The sequence below is a fragment of the Stenotrophomonas sp. 71799_Sma genome, from assembly GCF_056482505.1.
In genome coordinates, this window is sequence record NZ_CM151202.1 from 1,758,836 (window position 1) to 1,779,109 (window position 20,274).

A 20,274-nucleotide genomic window follows, 5' to 3' on the forward strand; every position below is an offset into this window, starting at 1 on the left:
TCCTTCTGTCGAGCCTGGGTTCTTTCTACGACAATTGCATGAAACGCCACGCGCCCGTGAGAGGCGCGCGAAGAATCAGAATTTCATCGGGTCCATGATCGCGTCCAGGTTCAGGTGGTCGCAGAATTCAAGGAAATCGTCGCGCAGCGCGGCGATGTGCATGTTGGCCGGCACGCCGATGGTGACCTGCGCGCTGAACATCTCCGCACCGGTCTGCATGGCGCGGTAGCGCGTGCTCTGCAGGTTCTCGATGGTGATGCCCTGGCGGTCGAAGAAATCGGCCAGCTGGAACAGGATGCCGGGCTTGTCGGCGGCGATCACTTCGACGATGTACGGCAGCAGGTTGGACTGCGCCTGCTTGGCGGCAGTGCGGTACCAGACCAGCTTCAGGCCCTCTTCGCGCTCCAGCCGGGTCAGCATCGCTTCCAGCTTGGCCACCGAGTCCCAGGAGCCGGTGGCCAGGGCGGTGACCGAGACATCGCGGCCGACCGTGGCCAGGCGTGCGTCCACCAGATTGCAGCCGCTGTCGGCAATGCGGCGGGTGACGGACAGCAGGGGGGACTCCGGATGCGTCGTGTAGGCGTTGATCAGGAGGTGGTTTTCGCTCGGCGCGGGGCGCGGGGTGGTGTCGGTCAAGGCGATTCCGGGTAATGCATGCGTTAGTCTGAATGCCCGCCAGAGGCGGGGATCCACCGGTGTCCAGCATACTTGCCCGTGCTTTCGCGCCGCAAGTAACATTCAGGTCGCCCCCGGCCTTTCGTGGCGGGCGTTTTCCCTTTCCAGCCAAGAGCAGCACGTCCTTGTCCCTTTCCGGCCTCATCACCGCGCTGGCGACCCCGTTCCGGGCCGACGGCGCCCTCGATCCCGACGGTTGGCAGCGCCTGCTGCACCTGCAACTGGAAGGTGGCGTCCATGGCGTTGTCGTAGCCGGCTCGACCGGTGAAGCAGCGACCCTCACCGATGCCGAGTACGACCTGCTGCTGGCCAGCGCGGTCGAGCGCATCGGCGGCCGCATCCCGGTCATGGCCGGTACCGGCCTGTCGGGCACCGCCAAGACCATCGAACAGACCCGCCGTGCCGCCGCGCTTGGCGCCAGCCACGCGCTGGTGGTCACCCCGCCGTACGTGCGGCCGACCCAGGCTGGCCTGATCGCCCACTACCGCGCGGTTGCCGACCAGGGCGGGCTACCGGTCGTGCTGTACAACGTGCCCGGCCGTACCGGGTGCGACATGCAGCCGGAGACCGTGGCCGAACTGGCCAGCCATCCCAACATCGTCGGCATCAAGGAGGCGGTGGGTGACACCGGCCGGGTGCAGGCGCTGCTCGCCCTGCGCAGCCCGCAGTTTGCCGTGTTCAGTGGCGACGACGGTACGGCCGCGCGCTCGATCCAGGCCGGTATCGATGGCCTGATCTCGGTCGGCTCCAACGTGCTGCCCGGCGCCTACCGCCGGATGTGCGAGCTGGCTGCCGCCCACGACCACGAAGCCACCGGGTCCTGGGATGCGCGCCTGCAGCCGTTCCATGATTTCTGCGGCGTTGAGCCGAACCCGATTCCGGTCAAGGCGTTGCTGCGCCGTATCGGCATCGGTCACGACCTGCGCCTGCCGCTGCTGCCGCTGTCGGTGGCGCACCATCCGGCGGCCGATCACCTTGCCGGCGACATCGCCGCCCTCGAAGCCCTTTCCAGCCACTGACCTTCCGTCTTGGTCTGACCCAGGAGATTCACATGCGTCAATCCGTATCCACCGTCCGCGTGCTGTCCTACGCCCTGCTTGCGGTGGCCGTTGCCGCCGGCACCACCGGCTGCTTCAAGCGTGGCGTCAAGGGCGACTACGCCCTGGCCCCGGAAATGCGTCCGCTGGAAGTGCCGCCGGACCTGAACCTGCCCAACGCCACCAGTGACAACAAGGTGCCGACCCTTGCCTCGGCGACCAAGCCGGCGGCCCCGGTGGCTGCGGCCCCGGCCGTGGGCAACACCGGTTTCACCATCGCCGGCGGCAAGGACGAGGCTTTCGCCAAGGTCGGCACCGCGCTGGAAGGCGTGGAAGGCGTGACCATCGCCAGCCGCGCGCAGCTGCTGGGCTCGTATGACGTGGCCTACGAAGGCAGCAACTTCCTGGTCCGCGTGGTCGCCGTCGATGCCGGCGCCTACATCTCCGCGGTCGACCCGCGTGGCCTGCCGGCCACTGCAGAAGCGCCGGTGAAGCTGATCGCCGCGCTCAAGGCAAAGCTGGCCCAGTAAGGGCCGGTCGGGTGGGTGCGGGCCCAGGTCCGCACGTGCCCGGGTAGAGGCCGACCTTGGTCGGCGCTTCTGTGCCAACCAAGGTTGGCACCTACCGGATCTTGCGGTTGGCACCTATCGGATCGCGCGGATGCTATCTGCCGAGCAACGAAAAAGGGCGCCATAGGCGCCCTTTTCGTTGCCGCAAGAGGCGCTTCTCAGCGCTCCAGCAGCTTCAGCTTGTCCGGCTTGCCGTCCCATTCGCCGGCGTCGGCGGGCGGGTCCTTGCGCACGGTCAGTACCGGCCACTCCTTCGCCAGCTCGGCGTTGAGGGCGACGAAGCTCTCCTGGCCGGCAGGAACATCGTCCTCCGGGAAGATCGCGTTGACCGGGCATTCCGGTTCGCAGAGGGTGCAGTCGATGCACTCATCCGGGTCGATCACCAGGAAGTTCGGGCCTTCGTGGAAGCAATCCACGGGGCATACTTCCACGCAATCGGTGTGTTTGCACTTGATGCAGTTTTCGGTGACGACAAAGGGCATGGGCTGGGGGTGGATCGATTCCTGAACCCGCCAATTCTAGAACAGGTTGGCCCCCGGTGTCGGCGCGGGGCGGAAATCGGGCGTCTGGCAGGCGCGGCCGTGGTGGTCGTTGGCGGCAGGGTGAGGCCTGTGCGACGCTGCGGGTCAGCCGGCTGCGTTGGATGGCCGGACCCCTTCCCAGCAGGATCGTTCATGTCCCCAGCTCAGCCCTACATCGCCTCCCATGGTGGTGAGAACACCGCATTCATCGTCCTGATCAGCTGCGTGGCCACGCTGGGTGGATTCCTGTTCGGCTTCGACAGTGGTGTCATCAATGGCACGGTCGACGGCCTGCGCCAGGCCTTCAACTCCAGCGAGGCGGCGCTCGGTTTCGAAGTGGCCTCGATGCTGCTGGGCTGCGCGATCGGTGCCTTCCTGGCCGGCTGGCTGGGGGATCGCCTGGGCCGTCGTGGCGTGCTGATCGCCTCGGCACTGATGTTCCTGGTCTCGGCGCTGGGCGCCGGTGCCGCTCACGCTTCCTGGCTGTTCATCGCCGCACGCGTGCTCGGCGGCTTCGCGGTGGGCGCGGCCAGCGTGATGTCGCCGGCCTACATTGCCGAGGTGGCCTCGGCGCGCTATCGCGGGCGTTTGGCCACGGTGCAGCAGATGGCGATCATCTGCGGCCTGTTCGCCGCCTTCCTCAGCAATTACCTGCTGGCCCGAGCTGCTGGGGCGTCAACCGAGCCGCTATGGCTGGGCCATGAGGCCTGGCGCTGGATGTTCTGGATGCAGGCGCTGCCGTCCGGGCTGTTCCTGCTGTTGTTGCTGGTGATTCCGGAAAGCCCGCGCTTCCTGGTCCTGAAGGGGCGTCAGCAGCAGGCGAGGGCGGTACTGTCGCGGCTGTACGGCGAGGCGGCAGCGGCGACCAAGCAGGCCGAGATCGAAGCCAGCTTGGCCCAGGATCAGCACAAGCCGCGCTTCAGCGACCTGCGCGACACGGTCACCGGCAAGCTGCGCCCGATCCTCTGGGTAGGCATTGGCCTGGCCATGTTCCAGCAGCTGGTCGGCATCAACGTGGTGTTCTATTACGGCGCGGTGCTGTGGCAGGCGGTGGGCTTCTCGGAAAGCGACGCGCTGCTGATCAACGTGCTGTCCGGCGCGCTGAGCATCGGCGCCTGCCTGCTGACGGTGCTGTTGATCGACCGCATCGGGCGCAAGCCGCTGCTGTGGATCGGCTCGGTTGGGATGTCGGTGGCGCTGGTGCTGATGGTGGTCGCCTTCGCCAGTGGCAGCCTGGCCGATGGTCGCCTGCAGCTGTCCGACGGCATGGGCCGGCTGGCGCTGGTTGCGGCCAACGTCTACGTGGTGTTCTTCAACATGTCCTGGGGCCCGGTGATGTGGGTGATGCTGGGCGAAATGTTCCCGAACCAGATCCGCGGCCCGGCGTTGGCCGTTGCCGGTGCGGCGCAGTGGACGTCGAATTTCGCGATCACCGTGACCTTCCCGATGCTGCTGGCCGGCATCGGCCTGGCCGGGGCCTACGGCATCTACGCTGTCGTTGCGATCCTCTCGATCTTCTTCGTGGTCCGTTACGTGCGCGAGACCAAGGGCAAGGAGCTGGAGCAGATGGAAGGCTGACGGCCGGCCTGTGTTTCAGCGCCTCCTTTCTCCGTGGGGAGGCTGCAGGCCAGCCGATCCAGGACACGCCGTAAACCCATCCATGGGGGCTCGATGGCGCCATCCATGGCGCCAACGGTCCTGGATCGGCTGGCCTGCAGCCTCTCGACACATTGCGGGTGGCGGACGCAGGTCTGCGCGTCGGGATTGAATTGGCTGCGGAGGAGCGAGGCTGTTCGTGCCGCCGTCGCGGGAAATCGTCTGGAGGGGGTGGCCCGCCCCCTCCCGCGCAGGAACAGGAAGGCGCTACTGCGACCAGGCCGACCGATGCCAATGCAATCCCCGGAAAACAGAAAAGCCCGCACAAAGGCGGGCTTTTTCGGTTCCTGCTGCGGCGACTGGCGCTCCCTAGGGGACTCGAACCCCTGTTTTAGCCTTGAGAGGGCCACGTCCTAACCACTAGACGAAGGGAGCGTAACTGTGTCGCTGCCGAGGCAGGAGCGCTAGTATATGCACCTCGATGCCATTGGGCAATCCCGAAACTTCAACCGGAAGCGCCAACATCATTTCCTCTGCTACATCACCGTTCAGCCTGCGCGTCATCCCGCGCGACCAGCACACGATCTCCCGCAAGGACATCAGCCCGAACGCCCTGCGCGTGCTTTATCGCCTGCGCGATGCCGGCTTCGGCGCCTACCTTGTCGGCGGCGCGGTGCGCGATCTGCTGGTCAATGGCCAACCCAAGGATTTCGACGTGGCCACCGACGCCACGCCCGAACAGGTCAAGCAGCTGTTCCGCAACTGCCGCCTGATCGGTCGCCGGTTCCGCCTCGCCCACGTCGTGTTCGGCCGCGAGATCATCGAAGTCGCCACCTTCCGTGCCAACAGCGATGACGGCAGCGGCGACCGCGAGATGGAAAACGGCATGCTCGTGCGCGACAACGTGTACGGCACCATCGAAGACGACGCCATCCGCCGCGACTTCACCTGCAACGCCCTGTACTACGCCATCGAGGACTTCTCGGTGCGTGATTACACCGGCGGCTTCGAGGACGTCCAGGCGCGCCTGATGAAGCTGATCGGCGACCCCGAGCAGCGTTATCGCGAAGATCCGGTGCGCATGCTGCGTGCGGTGCGCCTGGCGGCCAAACTCGGCTTCCAGATCGAAGAGGGCACCGCCGCGCCGATCCCGCACCTGGCGGGCCTGCTCAACGAAGCCGCACCGGCGCGCCTGTTCGAAGAAGTGCTCAAGCTGTTCCTGTCCGGGCACGGCGTGGCCAGCTTCGAAGGCCTCGAACGTTACGGCCTGCTGGACGTGCTGTTCCCGGAGAGCGCCAAGGCGCTGAAGTCCAACCGCACCGGCGCGCTGCGCCGCATGCTGGTGGAGGGCCTGGCCAACACCGATGCCCGCGTGGCCAACGATGAACCAGTCTCGCCCGCGTTCCTGTTTGCGCTGCTGCTGTGGCCGGCGTTCTGCCGCGCCCAGGCAACCCTGCTCAAGCAGGGCGTGGCACCGGAAGAGGCGCAGCGCCGTGCCGCCGATCGCGTCACGGTGCAGCAGCTGAGCACCATCGCGCTGCCGCGCCGCTTCTCGCTGCCGATGCAGGAAATCTGGCTGCTGCAGTCGCGCTTCAGCTCGCGCCAGCGCAAGCGCGTGTTCCGTACCCTGACCCATCCGCGCTTCCGCGCTGCGTTCGACTTCCTCAGCCTGCGCCAGGTGGCCTCGGCCGAGCACGCCGCCGATGTCGAGTTCTGGCGTGAGGCGCAGGCGCAGTCCGGTCGCGAGCTGGAATCGTCGCTGGACGTGATGCACAGCGAAGAGGGGGATGACGAGAGCGGGGCACCGCGCAAGCGCCGCCGTCGCCGCCGTCGTCCGGGTGCCCCGGCCGGTGCGGCTGGCGAGTAAACGATGACCCTTGCCTGGATCGGCCTCGGCGCCAACCTTGGCGACGCGGCCGTCACCGTCGGCGCGGCGATTGCCGCGCTCGACGGCCTGCCCGATACCCGCCTGCGCCAAGCCTCAAGGCTGTACGCCACGCCGGCCTGGGGCAATGAAGACCAGCCGCCGTTCGTCAACGCGGTGGCTGCGGTCGAGACCACGCTGCCCGCCGATACGCTGCTGCAGGCGATGCTGGCGCTGGAGCAGCGTTCTGGTCGCGTACGCGATCCGGCGGTGCACTGGGGCCCGCGCGCGCTGGACCTGGACCTGCTGCTGTATGGCGCGCAGGTGCTCGACCAGCCTGGTCTGCAGGTGCCGCATCCTTACCTGCACGAGCGTGCCTTCGTGTTGGTGCCGCTGGCCGAAATCGCGCCGGATCTGGCCATTCCCGGCCATGGCCGCGTGCGGGATGCAGTGATGCGGGTGGATGCCTGCGGGATTGCGCCGATAGGGTGATAATGCCCAGGTTATCTCCCCCGGTTATCAGCACATGAGCACCCACGCAGACAGCAAGCCCTGGACCGTTCCCGCCCTGGCCGAGGCCAAGCGCAATGGCCAGAAGCTGGTCATGTTGACCGCCTACGACGCCGGCTTCGCCCGCACTTTCGATGCCAACGGCGTCGACCTGATCCTGATCGGCGATTCGCTGGGCATGGTCGTGCAGGGCCATGATTCGACCTTGCCGGTGACTGTGGCCGACATGGTCTACCACACCCGCGCCGTGGCCCGCGTGCTGCAGCGTGCGTTGCTGGTGGCCGACCTGCCGTTCGGCGCCGATGCCACCCCGGAGCGGGCGCTGGATGCCTCGTTGCAGCTGCTGCAGGCGGGCGCGGAGATGGTCAAGATCGAAGGTGCCGGCTTCAAGGTCGACATCATCCGCTACCTGGTGGAGCGCGAGATTCCGGTCTGCGCGCATCTGGGCCTGACCCCGCAGTCGGTGCTGCGACTGGGCGGCTTCAAGATCCAGGGTCGTGGCGATGCCGCGCGCCAGCTGGTGGAAGATGCCAAGGCTGTGGCCGCTGCCGGCGCCAGCATCATGGTGCTCGAATGCGTGCCGACTCCGGTCGCCGCCGAAGTGACCGCTGCGGTGGATGTGCCGACCATCGGCATTGGCGCAGGCCCGCAGTGCGATGGCCAGGTGCTGGTGCTGCATGATTTCCTCGGCCTGGACAGTGGTCATCGCCGTCCCAAGTTCGTCAAGGATTTCCTTGCCGAAGGCGGTTCGGTGGCCGGTGCCACCCGCGCCTATGCCGACGCGGTGCGCGACGGCAGCTTCCCCGACGAACAGCACGCCTACGCCCAATGATCCAGACCTTCAACGAGCTCGGCGCACTGCGCGGGCAGATCGCCCAGTGGAAGCGCGAGGGCCTGCGCGTGGCGCTGGTGCCGACCATGGGCAACCTGCATGGGGGTCACCATTCGCTGGTGACCCTGGCCCGCCAGTACGCCGACAAGGTGGTGGCGAGCATCTTCGTCAACCCGACCCAGTTCGGGCCGAACGAGGATTTCAGCCGCTACCCGCGCACGCCCGAGGCCGACGTAGCCGGGCTGGAGCAGGCCGGCTGCGATGCGGTGTGGCTGCCCAGCGTCGAGGTGATGTACCCGCTGGGGGTGGACAAGACCACGCGCATGCACGCGCCGGGCGTGAGTGAAGTGCTGGAAGGCGCCAGCCGTCCGGGGCACTTCGATGGCGTGTGCACGGTGGTGGCGCGCCTGTTCCTGCAGGTGCAGCCGGACGTGGCCGTGTTTGGCCGCAAGGACTACCAGCAGCTGGCCGTCATCAAGCAGATGGTGGCCGAACTGTCGTTCCCGATCCAGATCGTCGGTGCGGACATCGTGCGCGACGAGGATGGCCTGGCCAAGAGTTCGCGCAACCAGTACCTGAGCGCCGAACAGCGCCCGCTTGCGACCACCATCCACCGCACCCTGCTGGGCATGCGCGAAGGCTACGTGGCCGGGCAGGCACGTGATCGCATCGAGGCCGACGCCACGGCGGCATTGCAGGTGGCCGGTTTCCAGGTCGACTATGCAGTGCTGCGGACCCCGGAGCTGGCCGAGCCGACCTTCGACGGCGGTGGCCGCGTGGCGCTGATCGCCGCGCGGCTGGGTACTACCCGCTTGATCGACAACCTGGAGTTCTGAGCCGCATGCGGCTCCGGGGCGCCCGCAACGGGCGCCTCTCGACTTCCCACGGACGGGAGACCGGAAATGAAGACCCCCAGCACTGATACCGGCCGTCTTGCCCAGGCCTCGATCCTGGCGGTGCTGGCCGCCGGCATGCTGCCGGCCCAGTTGTTTGGCGGCCTGTTGTTCGCGCTTGAATTCCGGCGCACGCCGATGCCTGCGCTTACAGGCGGTGGGCTGATGTTCGTGTTGGCCGTGTGCAATGCGATCGCGGTGTTGCTGCCGATGGCGCTGATCCTGCAGTCTCAACAGCGGCTGCGCCGGACTGGATTCGTGCTGGTCGGCTTCGGGTTGGGCGCGCTGGCCATGGCCACCTGCACCTGGCCGGGCGCGGACAATGGTCCGCTGCTGCAGCGCCTGCGCTATGTCGACACCTTCGACGTGATCAGCTATGCCTTGCAGGTGCTGGCCGCAGGTGGCTTCGGCCTGGTCGCCGGGCTGGCCTTCCATACGGTGTTCCGGCTGTCTCTGGAGGGCCGTTCCGGGCATGCCGCGCCGCCGCCGCCGGGGGAGGGGGCCTGAACAGCCTTCAGCGTCCTGTTGCGGCCCCCTGACGATGGCCAAGCGGGTGCTAGAATCCGCTCTTTCCTTTGCCGTTGCAGCGCCCCCATGCACCTGTCCCTGCTCAAGACCAAGATCCACCGCGCCACCGTCACCCATTCCGAGCTGAACTACGAAGGCTCGATCGCCATCGATGACAACCTGCTGGCTGCCACCGGCATCCGCGAGTTCGAGCAGGTGCACATCTGGGACGTGACCAACGGTGCGCGCTTCTCGACCTATGCCATCCGCGCCGAAGCCGGCAGCGGCGTTGTCTCGCTCAACGGTGGTGCCGCGCGCCACGTGCAGGTCGGTGACATCATCATCATCGCCGCGTTCGCCAGCATGACCGAGCAGGAAGCTGACAGCTTCAAGCCGAAGCTGGTGTACGTTGATGGCAAGAACCAGATCTCCCACACCAACGACACGATCCCGACCCAGGCCGCATGACAACGAACAAAGGATTCGACTCGCTGCATTCCCACGCCCAGCGCCTGAAGGGCGCAAGCATTCCCAGCCTGCTCGCCGCCGAACCCGGCCGCGTGCAGGACCTGGCGCTGCGGGTCGGTCCGTTGTACGTCAACTTCGCGCGGCAGAAATACGATGCCGCGGCGTTGCAGGCCCTGCTCACGTTGGCCGCCGACCGTGATGTCGGTGGTGCCATCACCCGATTGTTCCGTGGCGAGCAGGTCAACCTGACCGAAGGTCGCGCCGCGCTGCATACCGCGCTGCGCGGCGACGTGGTCGATGCGCCGGTTGCAGCCGAGGCCTATGCCACCGCGCGCGGGATCCGCCAGCGCATGGGCGTGCTGGTGCGTGCGCTGGAAGACAGCGGCGTCACTGACGTGGTCAGCGTCGGCATCGGTGGTTCCGATCTCGGTCCGCGCCTGGTCGCCGATGCGTTGCGCCCGGTCACCGGCGCGCGCCTGCGCGTGCATTTCGTATCGAACGTGGACGGCGCGGCCATGCAGCGTACGCTGGCCACGCTGGATCCGGCGAAGACCGCCGGCATCCTCATCTCCAAGACCTTCGGTACCCAGGAAACCCTGCTCAACGGCCAGATCCTGCACGACTGGCTGGGTGGCAGCGAGCGCCTGTATGCAGTCAGCGCCAATCCGGATCGCGCCGCCAAGGCCTTCGCGATCGCCGCCGATCGCGTACTGCCGATGTGGGACTGGGTCGGTGGCCGTTATTCGCTGTGGTCGGCCGTTGGTTTCCCGATCGCGCTTGCGATCGGTTTCGAGCGCTTCGAGCAGCTGCTGGAAGGCGCCGCGCAGATGGATGCGCACGCGCTGGATGCACCGCTGGAGCGCAACCTGCCGGTGCTGCACGGCCTGACCGACATCTGGAACCGCAACCTGCTGGGCCATGCCACGCACGCGGTGATGACTTACGACCAGCGCCTGGCGCTGCTGCCGGCCTACCTGCAGCAGCTGGTGATGGAAAGCCTGGGCAAGCGCGTGCAGCGTGACGGCCAGCCGGTCACCACCGACACCGTGCCGGTGTGGTGGGGCGGCGCGGGCACCGATGTGCAGCACAGCTTCTTCCAGGCACTGCATCAGGGCACCAGCATCGTTCCGGCCGACTTCATCGGCTGCGTACACAACGACGATCCCTACACGATCAATCATCAGGCCCTGCTGGCCAATCTGCTGGCGCAGACCGAAGCACTGGCCAATGGCCAGAGCAGCGACGACCCGCACCGTGATTACCCGGGCGGCCGCCCGAGCACGCTGATCCTGCTCGACGCGCTGACCCCGCAGGCGCTGGGTGCGCTGATCGCCATGTACGAACACGCCGTGTACGTGCAGTCGGTGATCTGGAACATCAACGCGTTCGACCAGTTCGGTGTCGAGTTGGGCAAGCAGCTGGCCAGTGGCCTGTTGCCGGCGCTGCAGGGTGAGGATGTGGCGATTGCCGATCCGATGACCCGCGAGATCCTGGCGCAGCTGAAGAGCTGACCCGGCCTGCGGATGTGCCGGCGCCGGCCGGCCATCCCATGTCTCTCCGGTTGCCTTCGATCCGGTCGCGCATGAATGTCTGCGCGGCCACTCATTCCGTGTCGTTACCGTGCTGCGCATGCAGCGCATCCGCGTGCCTGCCGCAGCGCAGCTTGACTGTGCATCGCGTGCCAATGCAGTGTGCACAGGCGGCTGTACCTGTCATCCAGTATCGCTCGCAGCATGATGTTGATGCCAGGGACTGGCCGTATCCGAAGGGACGTGGAATCGATCCATGTCCTCAACGCCTCATGTTGTGAATGACAGGAGATTGCGAATGGATCTGAACGACGATGTTGTGTCCGGCTGGCTCAATGGCTCGGACGATGTGGATGGATGCGCCAACCCTGCGGGTTCGCTGTTCATCTATGGCGCTGGGGCCACCGAGTCCGCGCTCACGTCGGCCTCCGACACCCTGATCACCGGTGGCGGTACCGAGTGCACCACCACGATGTCGGTGGTCAATCACTGCCTGTGCTGTTGATGTAGCCCGAGCCGGCACGCAGCGGCTTGCGCTGCGTGCCGGCGACTGGAACAGACTCTGGACACTTTGCAGGGGGCGTAATGACCGCTTCTCCGGCTGCGGCCGCGTTTGCGCGCATCACCGAACATTTTCTTGTCGACGCGCGCACAGCGTTGGCGGCTGGCCTGCATGACCCCGCCATCGATCTGCGGCCAGACGAGCGCGCACTCCTGCATGAGCAGGGCGATGCGGCGCTTCGTGAACATGCCCAGCTCAAGCTCAACCGCGTACTGCTGCTGGAACTGCATGCGGCCGCGCGCGGTGGTGACATCGGCCCGCTTGAGGGCGCCGGTGCGCTGGACGAATTCGTAACCCTCGCCACCAGCGAGGGCTTCCATGAGCATCTGCAGCGACGCTACCCGGTGCTGCTGCCGCGGCTGTCGCGCATGCTCGAAGGACAATGTGCGGCTGTGGTGGAGCTGGCCGCGCGCATCGGCCGTGATCGTGCGCTGCTGACGGACCTGCTCGGCAGTCCGGCAGGATCGCTGCGTGCCGTGTCGCTGGGGCGCGGTGACCTGCACGGTGGCGGCCGGACCGTGGCGCGGTTGCAGTTCGACGGCGGTACGCTGATGTACAAGCCGCGCTCGCTGCGCATCGATGCCACGCTTGATGGCCTGCTTGAAGCCGTCTTCGGCGAGGGCCCTGGCCGGGTACGCGTGCCGCGCGTGGTGGATCGTGGCAGCCACGGCTGGGCTGCATTTGCTGAGCACCGTTATTGTTCCGGTGACGAAGAGCTGCGCGCCTACTACCGCGGTCTCGGTCACTGGCTGGCCATCCTGCGCCTGGTGGGCGGGACCGACATCCATCTGGAGAACCTGATCGCGGTCGGGCCGGTGCCGGTGGTGGTCGACGCCGAAAGCGTGTTCTCGCAGGTCATCGACGTCGAACCATCCGGTCTGGGCGATGCCTATGACACGGCAGTCAAGCTGATGCGCAATTCGGTGCTGCGCACCGGTATCGTGCCGTTCCGCACCACCGGCCTCGGCATGGAAGGCGTGGACCTGTCCGCCGCCGGCGCACTGCCGGGCGAGCAGCCGCGCGTGCAGGTGCCGGTGATCATCGAAGACGGGACGGCGCCGGCGCGGCTGGGCTTGGTCGAGGCAGAGGTCGCCATCGCACAGAACCATCCGAGCCCGCAGCCCGATGTGTCGTTGTACTGGGATCACATCAGCGAGGGTTTCGTCGATGCCAGCGGGCGCCTGCGTGCGCTGGATGCCAGGGGCGAACTGATGCCGTTGCTGGCCGGTTTCGAGGGCTGCCAGGTGCGCGATGTGCGGCGGCCGACCATGGCCTACGCCGAGCTCGGGCGGATGCTCTGGCATCCGGCATCGCTGCACAAGGAAGCCCAGGCGGTTGAACGCGCGATCGACCTGCTGGTGCGCAATGCGGCGGTGTCACCGGCCGCGCCATCGGACCTGGAGACCGTGCGCGGCGAAGTGGACGACCTGCGCCACGGTGACATTCCGATCTTCGCATCGCAGCTGGACGCGGCCCGCATCCGCTCCATCACCGACAACTGGCGTGCGATGCGCATCGACCTGGAAGACGTGACCATCCGCAGCACGCTGGTAGCCACCGACCTGAACCAGCATGCGCTGGCCCGCGCCGAGGCTAGATCCGGCCACAGCTATGCAGCACAGCATCCGCGTGCGGACGACCTGGATGCACGCCGTCGCACGCTGGCCGCGCGCGCGGTGGAGAGCCTGCTGCGGCTGGCGGTGCACGGCGAAGACGGTTCGATGACCTGGATCACACCCGAGGTGACCCGTACCGGGTGGACCGTCCAGCCGGTGCAGCCCGACCTGTATTTCGGGCTGGGAGGCATTGCGTTCGCGCTGGCGGCCTACCGCCGGGAAGTGGAGCAGGGACGTGCCGATCCGGTGGCTGGGTTGGATCCGGCCATCGAAGGCGCCATTGCGGTGTTCCAGACCATGTGCGAGCGCCATCCCGCCGGGATCGATGGTGGTTTCGTCGGCTCGGGCTCGCAGATCTGGATCCTGCTGGCATTGCATGATCTGCTGCAGCGCCCCGCACTGCTCGCGCTGGCCGAGCGCTGTGCGGAAGGAGTGGAACGTCGTGGTTTCCAGGGGCCGGTGAAATTCGAACTGATTGATGGCGTGTCCGGCATGATCCTGCCGTTGCTGGCGCTGGCCGAGGCCACCGGCAGATCGCGCTGGCTGGAGTTGGCGGCTGCAGCCGGGCGCCGCATGCAGGAAGCAGCGATCGTCGATGCCGACGGCGCACGCTGGCCGACGCCACAGTTCCGCGAGCCGATCGGTGGCTTTGGCCACGGCGCGATGGGCATGGGCTGGGCGCTGGCACGGCTGGCGCGTTCGGATGCCGGCAGCGTGCCTGAGCGGGCCGCCTGGCGGCAGCTGGCCGAAGGAGCCTTTGCGTTCCAGGCGGCGCTGTTCGAGCCGCATACCGGGCGCTGGCGCGATATCCACCTGGAGGACGGGCAGAAGAATTTCCCGACCTGGTGCCATGGCAGTGTTGGCATCGGTCTGGCGGCGGCGGATCTGTATGCCCGCACCGGCGATCCCGCGCAGTTGCGTGACATGCGGCGGGCTGTGGCCGACGCGCGCGGCAAATGGGGGTTCAGCCACACCCTGTGCCATGGCGATGTGTCCACCCGGGAGTTGCTGGTGCTGGCGGCTGCGTTGGATCCGGAGGGGTGTCCCTATCCGCAGGACGAGGCCGCCATCGAGATCGTTTCTTCGATCGAGGAGCACCAGGGCATGGTCGGCGGGCTGACCCGCGCGGCCTTTACTCCGGGCCTGATGATCGGTCTGGCAGGGACGATCTATGGCTTCCTGCGCATGCATCCGGCCTGCACGCTGCCGTCGCCGCTGCTGCAGGAGACGGTAGCGGCGCGGGTCGATGCGTCGGCGTCGCGCTCCAGCGCCGCGCAGGACCGAGCAGTGCTGGCCGAGGTCTGAGCCGGACGGGTCCGGTGATCAACGGCTGGGATCGCGTTCCGGGCTTGGCCGCTTGGCCAGCTTGCGCTGCAGCGAACGCCGGTGCATGCCGAGCAGGCGGGCGGCTGCGGACACGTTGCCGCCGGTCTCGTGCATCGCCTGCTGGATGTGTTCCCACTGCAGGCGGCTGATCGGCGTCATCGCGTCGGGCACTTCCATCTCGCCATCGTCGGCCGGACCATCGTCTTCCTCGCCGAGTGCGCGCAGGATCATCGGCACCGTGGCCGGCTTCGGCAGGTAGTCATCCGCGCCCAGCTTGATCGCCTCCACGGCGGTGGCAATGCTGGCGTAGCCGGTCACCAGCAGGATCCGCATGTCCGCGCGCAGGGCACGCAGCGGCTGGATCAGTGCCAGGCCGGAATCGCTGCCCAGCTTCAGGTCGATCAGCGCGAACGCCGGCGGGTGCTGGCGGGCCAGCGCCAGCGCACTGGCGGCATCCTGTGCGGTCTGCGTTTCAAGCCCCTTGCGGGCCAGGCTGCGCTGCAGGGTGCGCAGGTACAGCTCGTCGTCGTCGACCAGCAGGCCCAGGGTGGAGTGATGAAGGCTCATGGGGTGTCCTCACGTGGGGCCAGCGGCAGGCGGAAGCCGACGCGACTGCCGGCCCCCTGGGCCGGGCGCATCCACATCTCGCCGTCGAGGCGTTCGATGGTGGCATGGGACAGGGCCAGGCCGACGCCCATGCCCTCGCTTTTGCTGCTGCCGAACAGCTTGCCCGGCAGCACCGCGGCACGGGCGTCGAAGCCGTGGCCGTAGTCGCGGACTTCGCCGATCAGGTCGTCGCCTTCGATGCGCAGGTCCAGGTCCACGCGCGGCCGGCCGGCCTGCTCGCCGGCATCGGCGGCATTGTTGAGCAGGACCATCAGCAGATGACCCACGCCCGGGTCGAGTGGCAGCCGCAGCGGCGCATCGTCATTGCGATGCAGGTCGATGGTCGGCCGCACCAGGCGCCACTGTTCCAGTACCTGCTGGGCGCTGGAGTGGCTGCGACCCGGTGCATCGGCCGAGGCCGGTGCGGCCAGCGCCAGCACGCGCTCGCGGCACTGCACCAGCAGCTCGCGCAGGGTTTCCATGTCTTCGCGTACTTCGGGCTCTTCGCTGCGCTCGGCGACGTCATCGGCGAGCAGGGTCATGGTCGCCAGAGGCGTGTTCAGTTCATGCGCCACCGAGGCGGCATGGGTGGCCAGGGCGACGATGCCCTCGTTGCGGGCGAAGCGTTCGCGCAGGGCCGACAGTTCCAGTTCGCGCTGGCGCAGCGCCAGTGCCAGGCGGGTGGAGAAGGTCAGCACGACCGCTGCGGAAATCAGGAAATTGGCGACCACGCCCCAGCGGTTGAGGTCCTGGGCGCGGAAATAGCCATCCGGCAGCGACTGGCCGAAGATGCCGCTGGCGGCGTAGCCGAGCAGGCAGGCCAGCGCCACCGCCAGTGCCCAGCGCAGGGGCAGGGCGAACGCGGCGAGCGCGATCAGGATCAGGAACAGCGAACTGAACGGGTTGGCCATGCCGCCACTCCAGCCCACCATCCAGGTCAGGATGATCACGTCCACCAGGATGTGGCCGAACGCGGTCAGTGGCGCGGTGTCGGCCGCCTCCGGGCGCAGCTGGGTGTAGATGTTGAACAGGGTCAGCACGGCCACGCCCGCCCACAATGGCAGTTGCGGCAACGGCAGGCCCAGCACCCAGGTGGCAACCAGGATGGTGGCGGCCTGGCCACCTACGGCAAGCCAGCGCAGGCTGCACAGGGTTCGGAGAAACGGGGCGTCGGGACCGGTCATTCACGCTCATCGTATGCGTTCACGCGTGACCGTGCCTGCGACAATCGGCCGCAGCCGTGCCGCCGGCTGAATGCGAGTCACCCGGAATGCGGAGGCGGGCGGTAGAATGCGCCCATGCACGACGCCGTTACCCGCCCGACGCCCCCTTCCGATGCCACTGCCTGGCCCCGCCGCCAGACCCATGCCGTCCAGATCGGCGGGGTCACCGTAGGCGGAGGCAAGCCGGTCGTGGTGCAGTCGATGACCAACACCGATACCTCCGACGTGGCCTCCAGCGTGAAGCAGGTGGCCGAGTTGTGGCGTGCGGGTTCGGAAATGGTGCGGCTGACCGTCAATACCGTGGAAGCGGCTGCGGCGATCCCGCGCATTGTCGACAAGCTGGCGATGATGGGCATCGACGTGCCGCTGATCGGTGACTTCCATTACAACGGCCATCAGCTGCTGACCGCCGAACCGGCCTGTGCCGAAGCGCTGGCCAAGTACCGCATCAACCCGGGCAATGTCGGCTTCGGCAAGAAGAAGGACCTGCAGTTCGCCCAGCTGATCGAGTTCGCGATCCGCTACAACAAGCCGGTGCGCATCGGTGCCAACTGGGGCTCGCTGGACCAGGCCCTGGCGGCAAAGCTGATGGACGAGAACAACCTGCGTGAGCAGCCCTGGGACGCCGGCCGCGTGCTGCGCGAGGCGCTGATCCGCTCGGCGCTGGATTCGGCAGAGCAGGCGGTGGAGCTCGGCCTGCCGCGCGACCGCATCGTGCTGTCGGCCAAGGTCAGTGGCGTGCAGGAGCTGATCGCGGTGTACCGCGACCTGGCCCAGCGCTCGGATTTCGCCCTGCACCTGGGCCTGACCGAGGCTGGAATTGGCAGCAAGGGCATCGTCGCCTCGTCCGCGGCGCTGAGCGTGCTGCTGCAGGAGGGCATCGGTGACACCATCCGCATCTCGCTGACCCCGGAACCGGGCCAGTCGCGTACGCAGGAAGTGATCGTCGCCCAGGAGCTGCTGCAGACCACCGGCCAGCGCGCCTTCACGCCGCTGGTCACGGCCTGCCCGGGCTGCGGCCGCACCACCTCCGAGTTCTTCCAGGAGCTGGCCAAGGTGGTACAGAACCACGTGCGCGAGAAGATGCCGCTGTGGAAGATCCACCACCCGGGTGCGGAGAACATGACCCTGGCGGTGATGGGCTGCATCGTCAACGGACCGGGTGAGTCGCGCCATGCCAATATCGGCATCTCGCTGCCCGGCACGGGTGAAACGCCTGCAGCGCCGGTGTTCGTCGATGGCGAAAAGAAGGTGACCCTGCGTGGCGAGAACATCGCCCAGGAATTCGTCGCCCTGATCGACGATTACGTCGAACACAAGTATGTCCGAAGCGCCGGATAAGCCTGCGATCCTCGCTGCACCGGAGTCCGCCTCCGGCTTCCGCCACTGGATGGCGCGCAATGCCTGGCGCCTGGTCCTGCTGTTCGGTGGCGTGCTGCTGCCGCTGGCCGGCTTCGTCGCCCTGGCTGACGAGGTGCACGAGTTTGAATCGTTCCATTTCGATGCGCCGCTGCTGTGGCAGATGCATGGCCTGCATTCGCCGCTGCTGGACCGCTTCTTCGTGCTCATTTCCAGACTGGGCTACGAATGGTTCCTGATCCCGGCCGACGTGCTGATCATCGGCGTGCTGCTGGGCTACCGGCGTTGGCGCGAGGCGACCTTCGTGGCGGTCAGCTTCGTCGGCTCGGCGCTGCTGAACATGGGCAGCAAGCACTTCTTCCAGCGCCAGCGCCCCAGCCTGTGGGAATCGATCGCGCCGGAATCGACGTTCAGCTTCCCCAGCGGCCATGCGATGGGCTCGATGACCCTGGCAGTGACCCTGGTACTGCTGGCCTGGAACACCCGCTGGCGCTGGCCGGTGCTGCTGCTGGCACCGGCATTCAGCCTGCTGGTCAGCGTGTCCCGGGTCTACCTGGGGGTGCATTACCCCTCCGATATCCTGGCCGGATGGTGTGCCGCGCTGGTTTGGGTGGTAGGGTGCTATCTGGTCATGTTCAGTCGCCGGCACCCATGGCGACGTCACGGCTCGCCGCCAGCGAAGGCCAGCGAAGCATCATCACAGGGGGATTGACGTGGATGGCCCTTGAGGGACGTCTACGTGATAGATCAGTTGTTTCGTTGCAGCAGGTTCTGCAAGACAGGGGGCAAGCACAACGCGCGGTAGTGTGATGCGCAAGGCAGATTGCCGGGGTCGCATTCCGAACGCGCTTGCAGGGGTATCGGCACCCTGCCTAGCTTGACCTGCAATGGCCGCATTCGAAGAGGTACGTGAATGACGATTCGAGTCTACCTGGTGGATGACCATGCGCTGGTCCGCACCGGGATGAAGATGATTCTGTCGGGGGAAACCGACATCGAGGTGGTGGGCGAAGCCGAGACCGGCGAAGACGCGCTGCGTGAAGTCCGCCAGCTGCTGCCGGACGTGGTGTTGTGCGATCTGCACCTGCCGGGCGTAAGCGGCATGGAAGTGACCGAGCGCATCGTCCGCAGCCACCGCAACACCCGCGTGGTGATCGTGTCGGTGCTGGAAGACGGCCCGCTGCCGAAGCGCCTGCTGGAAGCCGGTGCTGCCGGGTACATCGGCAAGGGCTGCGATGCGCAGGAACTGCTGCGCGCAGTGCGCGACGTCGCCGGTGGCCGCCGCTACCTGGGCACCAGCATCGCGCAGAACCTGGCGTTGTCGACGGTGGAGGGCAACGGTTCGCCGTTCGACAGCCTGTCACCGCGCGAGCTGGAAGTGGCACTGCTGCTGACCCAGGGCCTGCGCCAGGAAGACATCGCGCGGCGGCTGAGCCTGAGTGCGAAGACGGTGAACACGCACAAGGCGCGGTTGTTCGAGAAGATGGGAATCCACGACAACATCGCGCTGGCGCGGATGGCCAGCCAGTATGGGCTGGTGGATCCGGCACGGCCGCTGTAAGGGTTTCGGCCAACGGCTGAGCCCCTCGCGGTGTGCGGCAGGATTCGTGGGGTTGGCCCTGCGGAGGGATTGCGCAGGGGACGCCGTGGATCCATCCCTGGAGGCTCGGGCGCGCCATCCATGGCGCTTACGCCCCTGCGCAATCCCTCCGCATGGCCACGGACAGGTTCCGTACGCGTCCACCGCGGAATGAAGAAGGAAGAGCAGGAGCGGGTCGCGCGCTGTGCGCGCTCGTCGCCTGGGGTCGGATCCCTTTCCCGGTGGGAAAGGGCTCTGACCCTTGATGATGCCGGAGCCGAGCGTGGGCGCGGCTCTACACCTTTGTCGGGCTCAGTGGCCGCGCACGCGCTTGATGATCTTTGCCGCGTCTGCGGCGCTGGCGCGCACCTTGTCCCATTCGCCGTCGGCGATCCAGTTGCCCGGCACCATCCACGAACCACCGATGCAGACCACGTTCTTCTGCTCGAGGTATTCGGCGGCGGTGTTTTCGGTGATGCCACCGGTCGGGCACAGTTTGAGGTCGGCAACCGGGCCGGCCAGGCCCTTGATCATCGCCAGCCCGCCCACGGCCGTGGCCGGGAACAGCTTGCACACGCGGAAGCCGCGCGCGTACAGCGACAGCAGCTCGGTCGGGGTTGCCGCACCCGGCACCACCGGCAGCGGCGCAGCGGCCAGTGCATCAGCCAGCGCCGGCGGCGTACCCGGGGTCACCAGGAAATCCGCACCCGCATCGATGGACTGCTGCATCTGCTCCACGGTCAGCACCGTACCGGCACCCACCACCACGTCCGGCAGCTCGCGCTTGAGCATCGCCAGCGCTTCCATCGCCACCGGCGTGCGCAGCGTCAGCTCGATGGCTGGCAAGCCACCTTCCAGCAGCGCCGCGCTGACCGCACGCGCCTGGTCCAGCGTATGAATCGTCACCACCGGCAGGATGCCCGCCGCACGCAACAGCTCCGCCGCCTTCACCTGATGTTGTTCGATACCCATGCTTTTGCCCTTGCCTTTGCTCTTCTTGAT

20 protein-coding genes and 1 tRNA gene are annotated in these 20,274 nt (G+C 67.2%); 15 read left to right on the plus strand and 6 right to left on the minus strand.

Annotation, left to right across the window (positions count from 1 at the left end):
- Positions 1–75: 75 nt before the first annotated feature.
- Complete coding sequence (locus ACZK4Z_RS08185) at positions 76–636, minus strand: glycine cleavage system transcriptional repressor (protein WP_005409051.1); 561 nt, start codon at positions 634–636, stop codon at positions 76–78.
- 164 nt (positions 637–800) lie between these two features.
- Here ACZK4Z_RS08185 and dapA point away from each other — a divergent pair, with 164 nt between their 5' ends.
- Positions 801–1,694 carry a 4-hydroxy-tetrahydrodipicolinate synthase gene (gene dapA, locus ACZK4Z_RS08190; RefSeq protein ID WP_049423505.1) on the plus strand — a complete coding sequence of 298 codons (894 nt, stop codon included), beginning with the start codon at positions 801–803 and terminating at the stop codon, positions 1,692–1,694.
- Positions 1,695–1,726: 32 nt separating this feature from the next.
- A complete protein-coding gene (locus ACZK4Z_RS08195; protein ID WP_006432432.1) occupies positions 1,727–2,242 on the plus strand; it encodes a hypothetical protein in 516 nt (171 codons plus the stop codon).
- Between the two features lie 197 nt (positions 2,243–2,439).
- Here ACZK4Z_RS08195 and fdxA read toward each other — a convergent pair whose 3' ends face one another.
- The gene (fdxA, locus tag ACZK4Z_RS08200) at positions 2,440–2,763 is read right to left on the minus strand and encodes a ferredoxin FdxA (protein WP_004153066.1); all 324 of its coding nucleotides are present in this window, start codon (positions 2,761–2,763) and stop codon (positions 2,440–2,442) included.
- Between the two features lie 192 nt (positions 2,764–2,955).
- Here fdxA and ACZK4Z_RS08205 point away from each other — a divergent pair, with 192 nt between their 5' ends.
- Positions 2,956–4,380, plus strand: coding sequence for a sugar porter family MFS transporter (locus ACZK4Z_RS08205; protein WP_125895933.1), 1,425 nt, complete (start codon positions 2,956–2,958; stop codon positions 4,378–4,380).
- 378 nt (positions 4,381–4,758) lie between these two features.
- Here ACZK4Z_RS08205 and ACZK4Z_RS08210 read toward each other — a convergent pair.
- Positions 4,759–4,833 (minus strand) — tRNA-Glu (locus ACZK4Z_RS08210).
- A 52-nt stretch (positions 4,834–4,885) separates the two neighbouring features.
- Here ACZK4Z_RS08210 and pcnB point away from each other — a divergent pair.
- From pcnB to ACZK4Z_RS08255, 9 genes are all read left to right on the plus strand, one after another.
- Positions 4,886–6,265 (plus strand): polynucleotide adenylyltransferase PcnB, encoded by a 1,380-nt coding sequence (gene pcnB, locus ACZK4Z_RS08215; protein ID WP_032128849.1) that lies wholly within the window; start codon positions 4,886–4,888, stop codon positions 6,263–6,265.
- Positions 6,266–6,268: 3 nt separating this feature from the next.
- Positions 6,269–6,754: a 2-amino-4-hydroxy-6-hydroxymethyldihydropteridine diphosphokinase gene (folK, locus tag ACZK4Z_RS08220; RefSeq protein WP_478445667.1), complete on the plus strand. Its 486-nt coding sequence runs from the start codon at positions 6,269–6,271 to the stop codon at positions 6,752–6,754.
- Positions 6,755–6,788: 34 nt separating this feature from the next.
- Complete coding sequence (gene panB, locus ACZK4Z_RS08225; protein ID WP_005416119.1) at positions 6,789–7,604, plus strand: 3-methyl-2-oxobutanoate hydroxymethyltransferase; 816 nt, start codon at positions 6,789–6,791, stop codon at positions 7,602–7,604.
- A complete protein-coding gene (panC, locus tag ACZK4Z_RS08230) occupies positions 7,601–8,440 on the plus strand; it encodes a pantoate--beta-alanine ligase (RefSeq protein ID WP_346486844.1) in 840 nt (279 codons plus the stop codon). The genes panB and panC overlap by 4 nt, the downstream gene beginning before the upstream one ends.
- Positions 8,441–8,506: 66 nt before the next feature.
- Positions 8,507–9,004: a hypothetical protein gene (locus ACZK4Z_RS08235; protein ID WP_049400941.1), complete on the plus strand. Its 498-nt coding sequence runs from the start codon at positions 8,507–8,509 to the stop codon at positions 9,002–9,004.
- Positions 9,005–9,091: 87 nt separating this feature from the next.
- Positions 9,092–9,472 (plus strand): aspartate 1-decarboxylase, encoded by a 381-nt coding sequence (gene panD, locus ACZK4Z_RS08240; protein WP_032128853.1) that lies wholly within the window; start codon positions 9,092–9,094, stop codon positions 9,470–9,472.
- Positions 9,469–10,983, plus strand: a complete 1,515-nt coding sequence (pgi, locus tag ACZK4Z_RS08245; RefSeq protein WP_478451358.1) for a glucose-6-phosphate isomerase — start codon at positions 9,469–9,471, stop codon at positions 10,981–10,983. Before panD ends, pgi begins: the two co-directional genes overlap by 4 nt.
- A gap of 316 nt (positions 10,984–11,299) precedes the next feature.
- Complete coding sequence (locus ACZK4Z_RS08250; protein ID WP_049400943.1) at positions 11,300–11,506, plus strand: DUF6229 family protein; 207 nt, start codon at positions 11,300–11,302, stop codon at positions 11,504–11,506.
- Between the two features lie 80 nt (positions 11,507–11,586).
- Complete coding sequence (locus tag ACZK4Z_RS08255; RefSeq protein WP_125895699.1) at positions 11,587–14,484, plus strand: type 2 lanthipeptide synthetase LanM family protein; 2,898 nt, start codon at positions 11,587–11,589, stop codon at positions 14,482–14,484.
- Between the two features lie 18 nt (positions 14,485–14,502).
- Here the strand turns inward: ACZK4Z_RS08255 and ACZK4Z_RS08260 are convergent, their stop codons facing one another.
- Together ACZK4Z_RS08260 and ACZK4Z_RS08265 are read right to left on the minus strand one after the other, a co-directional pair.
- Positions 14,503–15,072, minus strand: coding sequence for a response regulator transcription factor (locus tag ACZK4Z_RS08260; RefSeq protein WP_012510702.1), 570 nt, complete (start codon positions 15,070–15,072; stop codon positions 14,503–14,505).
- Positions 15,069–16,295, minus strand: coding sequence for an ATP-binding protein (locus ACZK4Z_RS08265; protein ID WP_094000016.1), 1,227 nt, complete (start codon positions 16,293–16,295; stop codon positions 15,069–15,071). Before ACZK4Z_RS08265 ends, ACZK4Z_RS08260 begins: the two co-directional genes overlap by 4 nt.
- 114 nt (positions 16,296–16,409) lie before the next feature.
- Here ACZK4Z_RS08265 and ispG point away from each other — a divergent pair, with 114 nt between their 5' ends.
- The 3 genes from ispG (at position 16,410) to ACZK4Z_RS08280 (ending at position 19,254) form a co-directional block, all read left to right on the plus strand.
- A complete protein-coding gene (gene ispG / locus ACZK4Z_RS08270; protein ID WP_032128857.1) occupies positions 16,410–17,675 on the plus strand; it encodes a flavodoxin-dependent (E)-4-hydroxy-3-methylbut-2-enyl-diphosphate synthase in 1,266 nt (421 codons plus the stop codon).
- On the plus strand, positions 17,656–18,405 hold the full coding sequence (locus ACZK4Z_RS08275) for a phosphatase PAP2 family protein (protein WP_032128858.1): 750 nt from the start codon (positions 17,656–17,658) through the stop codon (positions 18,403–18,405). Before ispG ends, ACZK4Z_RS08275 begins: the two co-directional genes overlap by 20 nt.
- 201 nt (positions 18,406–18,606) lie before the next feature.
- Positions 18,607–19,254: a response regulator gene (locus ACZK4Z_RS08280; protein ID WP_004153112.1), complete on the plus strand. Its 648-nt coding sequence runs from the start codon at positions 18,607–18,609 to the stop codon at positions 19,252–19,254.
- Positions 19,255–19,584: 330 nt separating this feature from the next.
- Here ACZK4Z_RS08280 and eda read toward each other — a convergent pair whose 3' ends face one another.
- Positions 19,585–20,244, minus strand: coding sequence for a bifunctional 4-hydroxy-2-oxoglutarate aldolase/2-dehydro-3-deoxy-phosphogluconate aldolase (gene eda, locus ACZK4Z_RS08285; RefSeq protein ID WP_032128859.1), 660 nt, complete (start codon positions 20,242–20,244; stop codon positions 19,585–19,587).
- Between the last annotated feature and the right edge of the window lie 30 nt (positions 20,245–20,274).

Bases quoted from the DNA above. Each gene is read 5' to 3' on its own strand.
- ACZK4Z_RS08195 (WP_006432432.1), top strand. From the start codon at position 1,727: ATGCGTCAATCCGTATCCACCGTCCGCGTGCTGTCCTACGCCCTGCTT.
- fdxA (WP_004153066.1), bottom strand. From the start codon at position 2,763: ATGCCCTTTGTCGTCACCGAAAACTGCATCAAGTGCAAACACACCGAT.
- ACZK4Z_RS08205 (WP_125895933.1), top strand. From the start codon at position 2,956: ATGTCCCCAGCTCAGCCCTACATCGCCTCCCATGGTGGTGAGAACACC.
- folK (WP_478445667.1), top strand. From the start codon at position 6,269: ATGACCCTTGCCTGGATCGGCCTCGGCGCCAACCTTGGCGACGCGGCC.
- panB (WP_005416119.1), top strand. From the start codon at position 6,789: ATGAGCACCCACGCAGACAGCAAGCCCTGGACCGTTCCCGCCCTGGCC.
- panC (WP_346486844.1), top strand. From the start codon at position 7,601: ATGATCCAGACCTTCAACGAGCTCGGCGCACTGCGCGGGCAGATCGCC.
- ACZK4Z_RS08235 (WP_049400941.1), top strand. From the start codon at position 8,507: ATGAAGACCCCCAGCACTGATACCGGCCGTCTTGCCCAGGCCTCGATC.
- panD (WP_032128853.1), top strand. From the start codon at position 9,092: ATGCACCTGTCCCTGCTCAAGACCAAGATCCACCGCGCCACCGTCACC.
- pgi (WP_478451358.1), top strand. From the start codon at position 9,469: ATGACAACGAACAAAGGATTCGACTCGCTGCATTCCCACGCCCAGCGC.
- ACZK4Z_RS08250 (WP_049400943.1), top strand. From the start codon at position 11,300: ATGGATCTGAACGACGATGTTGTGTCCGGCTGGCTCAATGGCTCGGAC.
- ACZK4Z_RS08255 (WP_125895699.1), top strand. From the start codon at position 11,587: ATGACCGCTTCTCCGGCTGCGGCCGCGTTTGCGCGCATCACCGAACAT.
- ACZK4Z_RS08260 (WP_012510702.1), bottom strand. From the start codon at position 15,072: ATGAGCCTTCATCACTCCACCCTGGGCCTGCTGGTCGACGACGACGAG.
- ACZK4Z_RS08265 (WP_094000016.1), bottom strand. From the start codon at position 16,295: ATGACCGGTCCCGACGCCCCGTTTCTCCGAACCCTGTGCAGCCTGCGC.
- ispG (WP_032128857.1), top strand. From the start codon at position 16,410: ATGCACGACGCCGTTACCCGCCCGACGCCCCCTTCCGATGCCACTGCC.
- ACZK4Z_RS08275 (WP_032128858.1), top strand. From the start codon at position 17,656: ATGTCCGAAGCGCCGGATAAGCCTGCGATCCTCGCTGCACCGGAGTCC.
- ACZK4Z_RS08280 (WP_004153112.1), top strand. From the start codon at position 18,607: ATGACGATTCGAGTCTACCTGGTGGATGACCATGCGCTGGTCCGCACC.
- eda (WP_032128859.1), bottom strand. From the start codon at position 20,244: ATGGGTATCGAACAACATCAGGTGAAGGCGGCGGAGCTGTTGCGTGCG.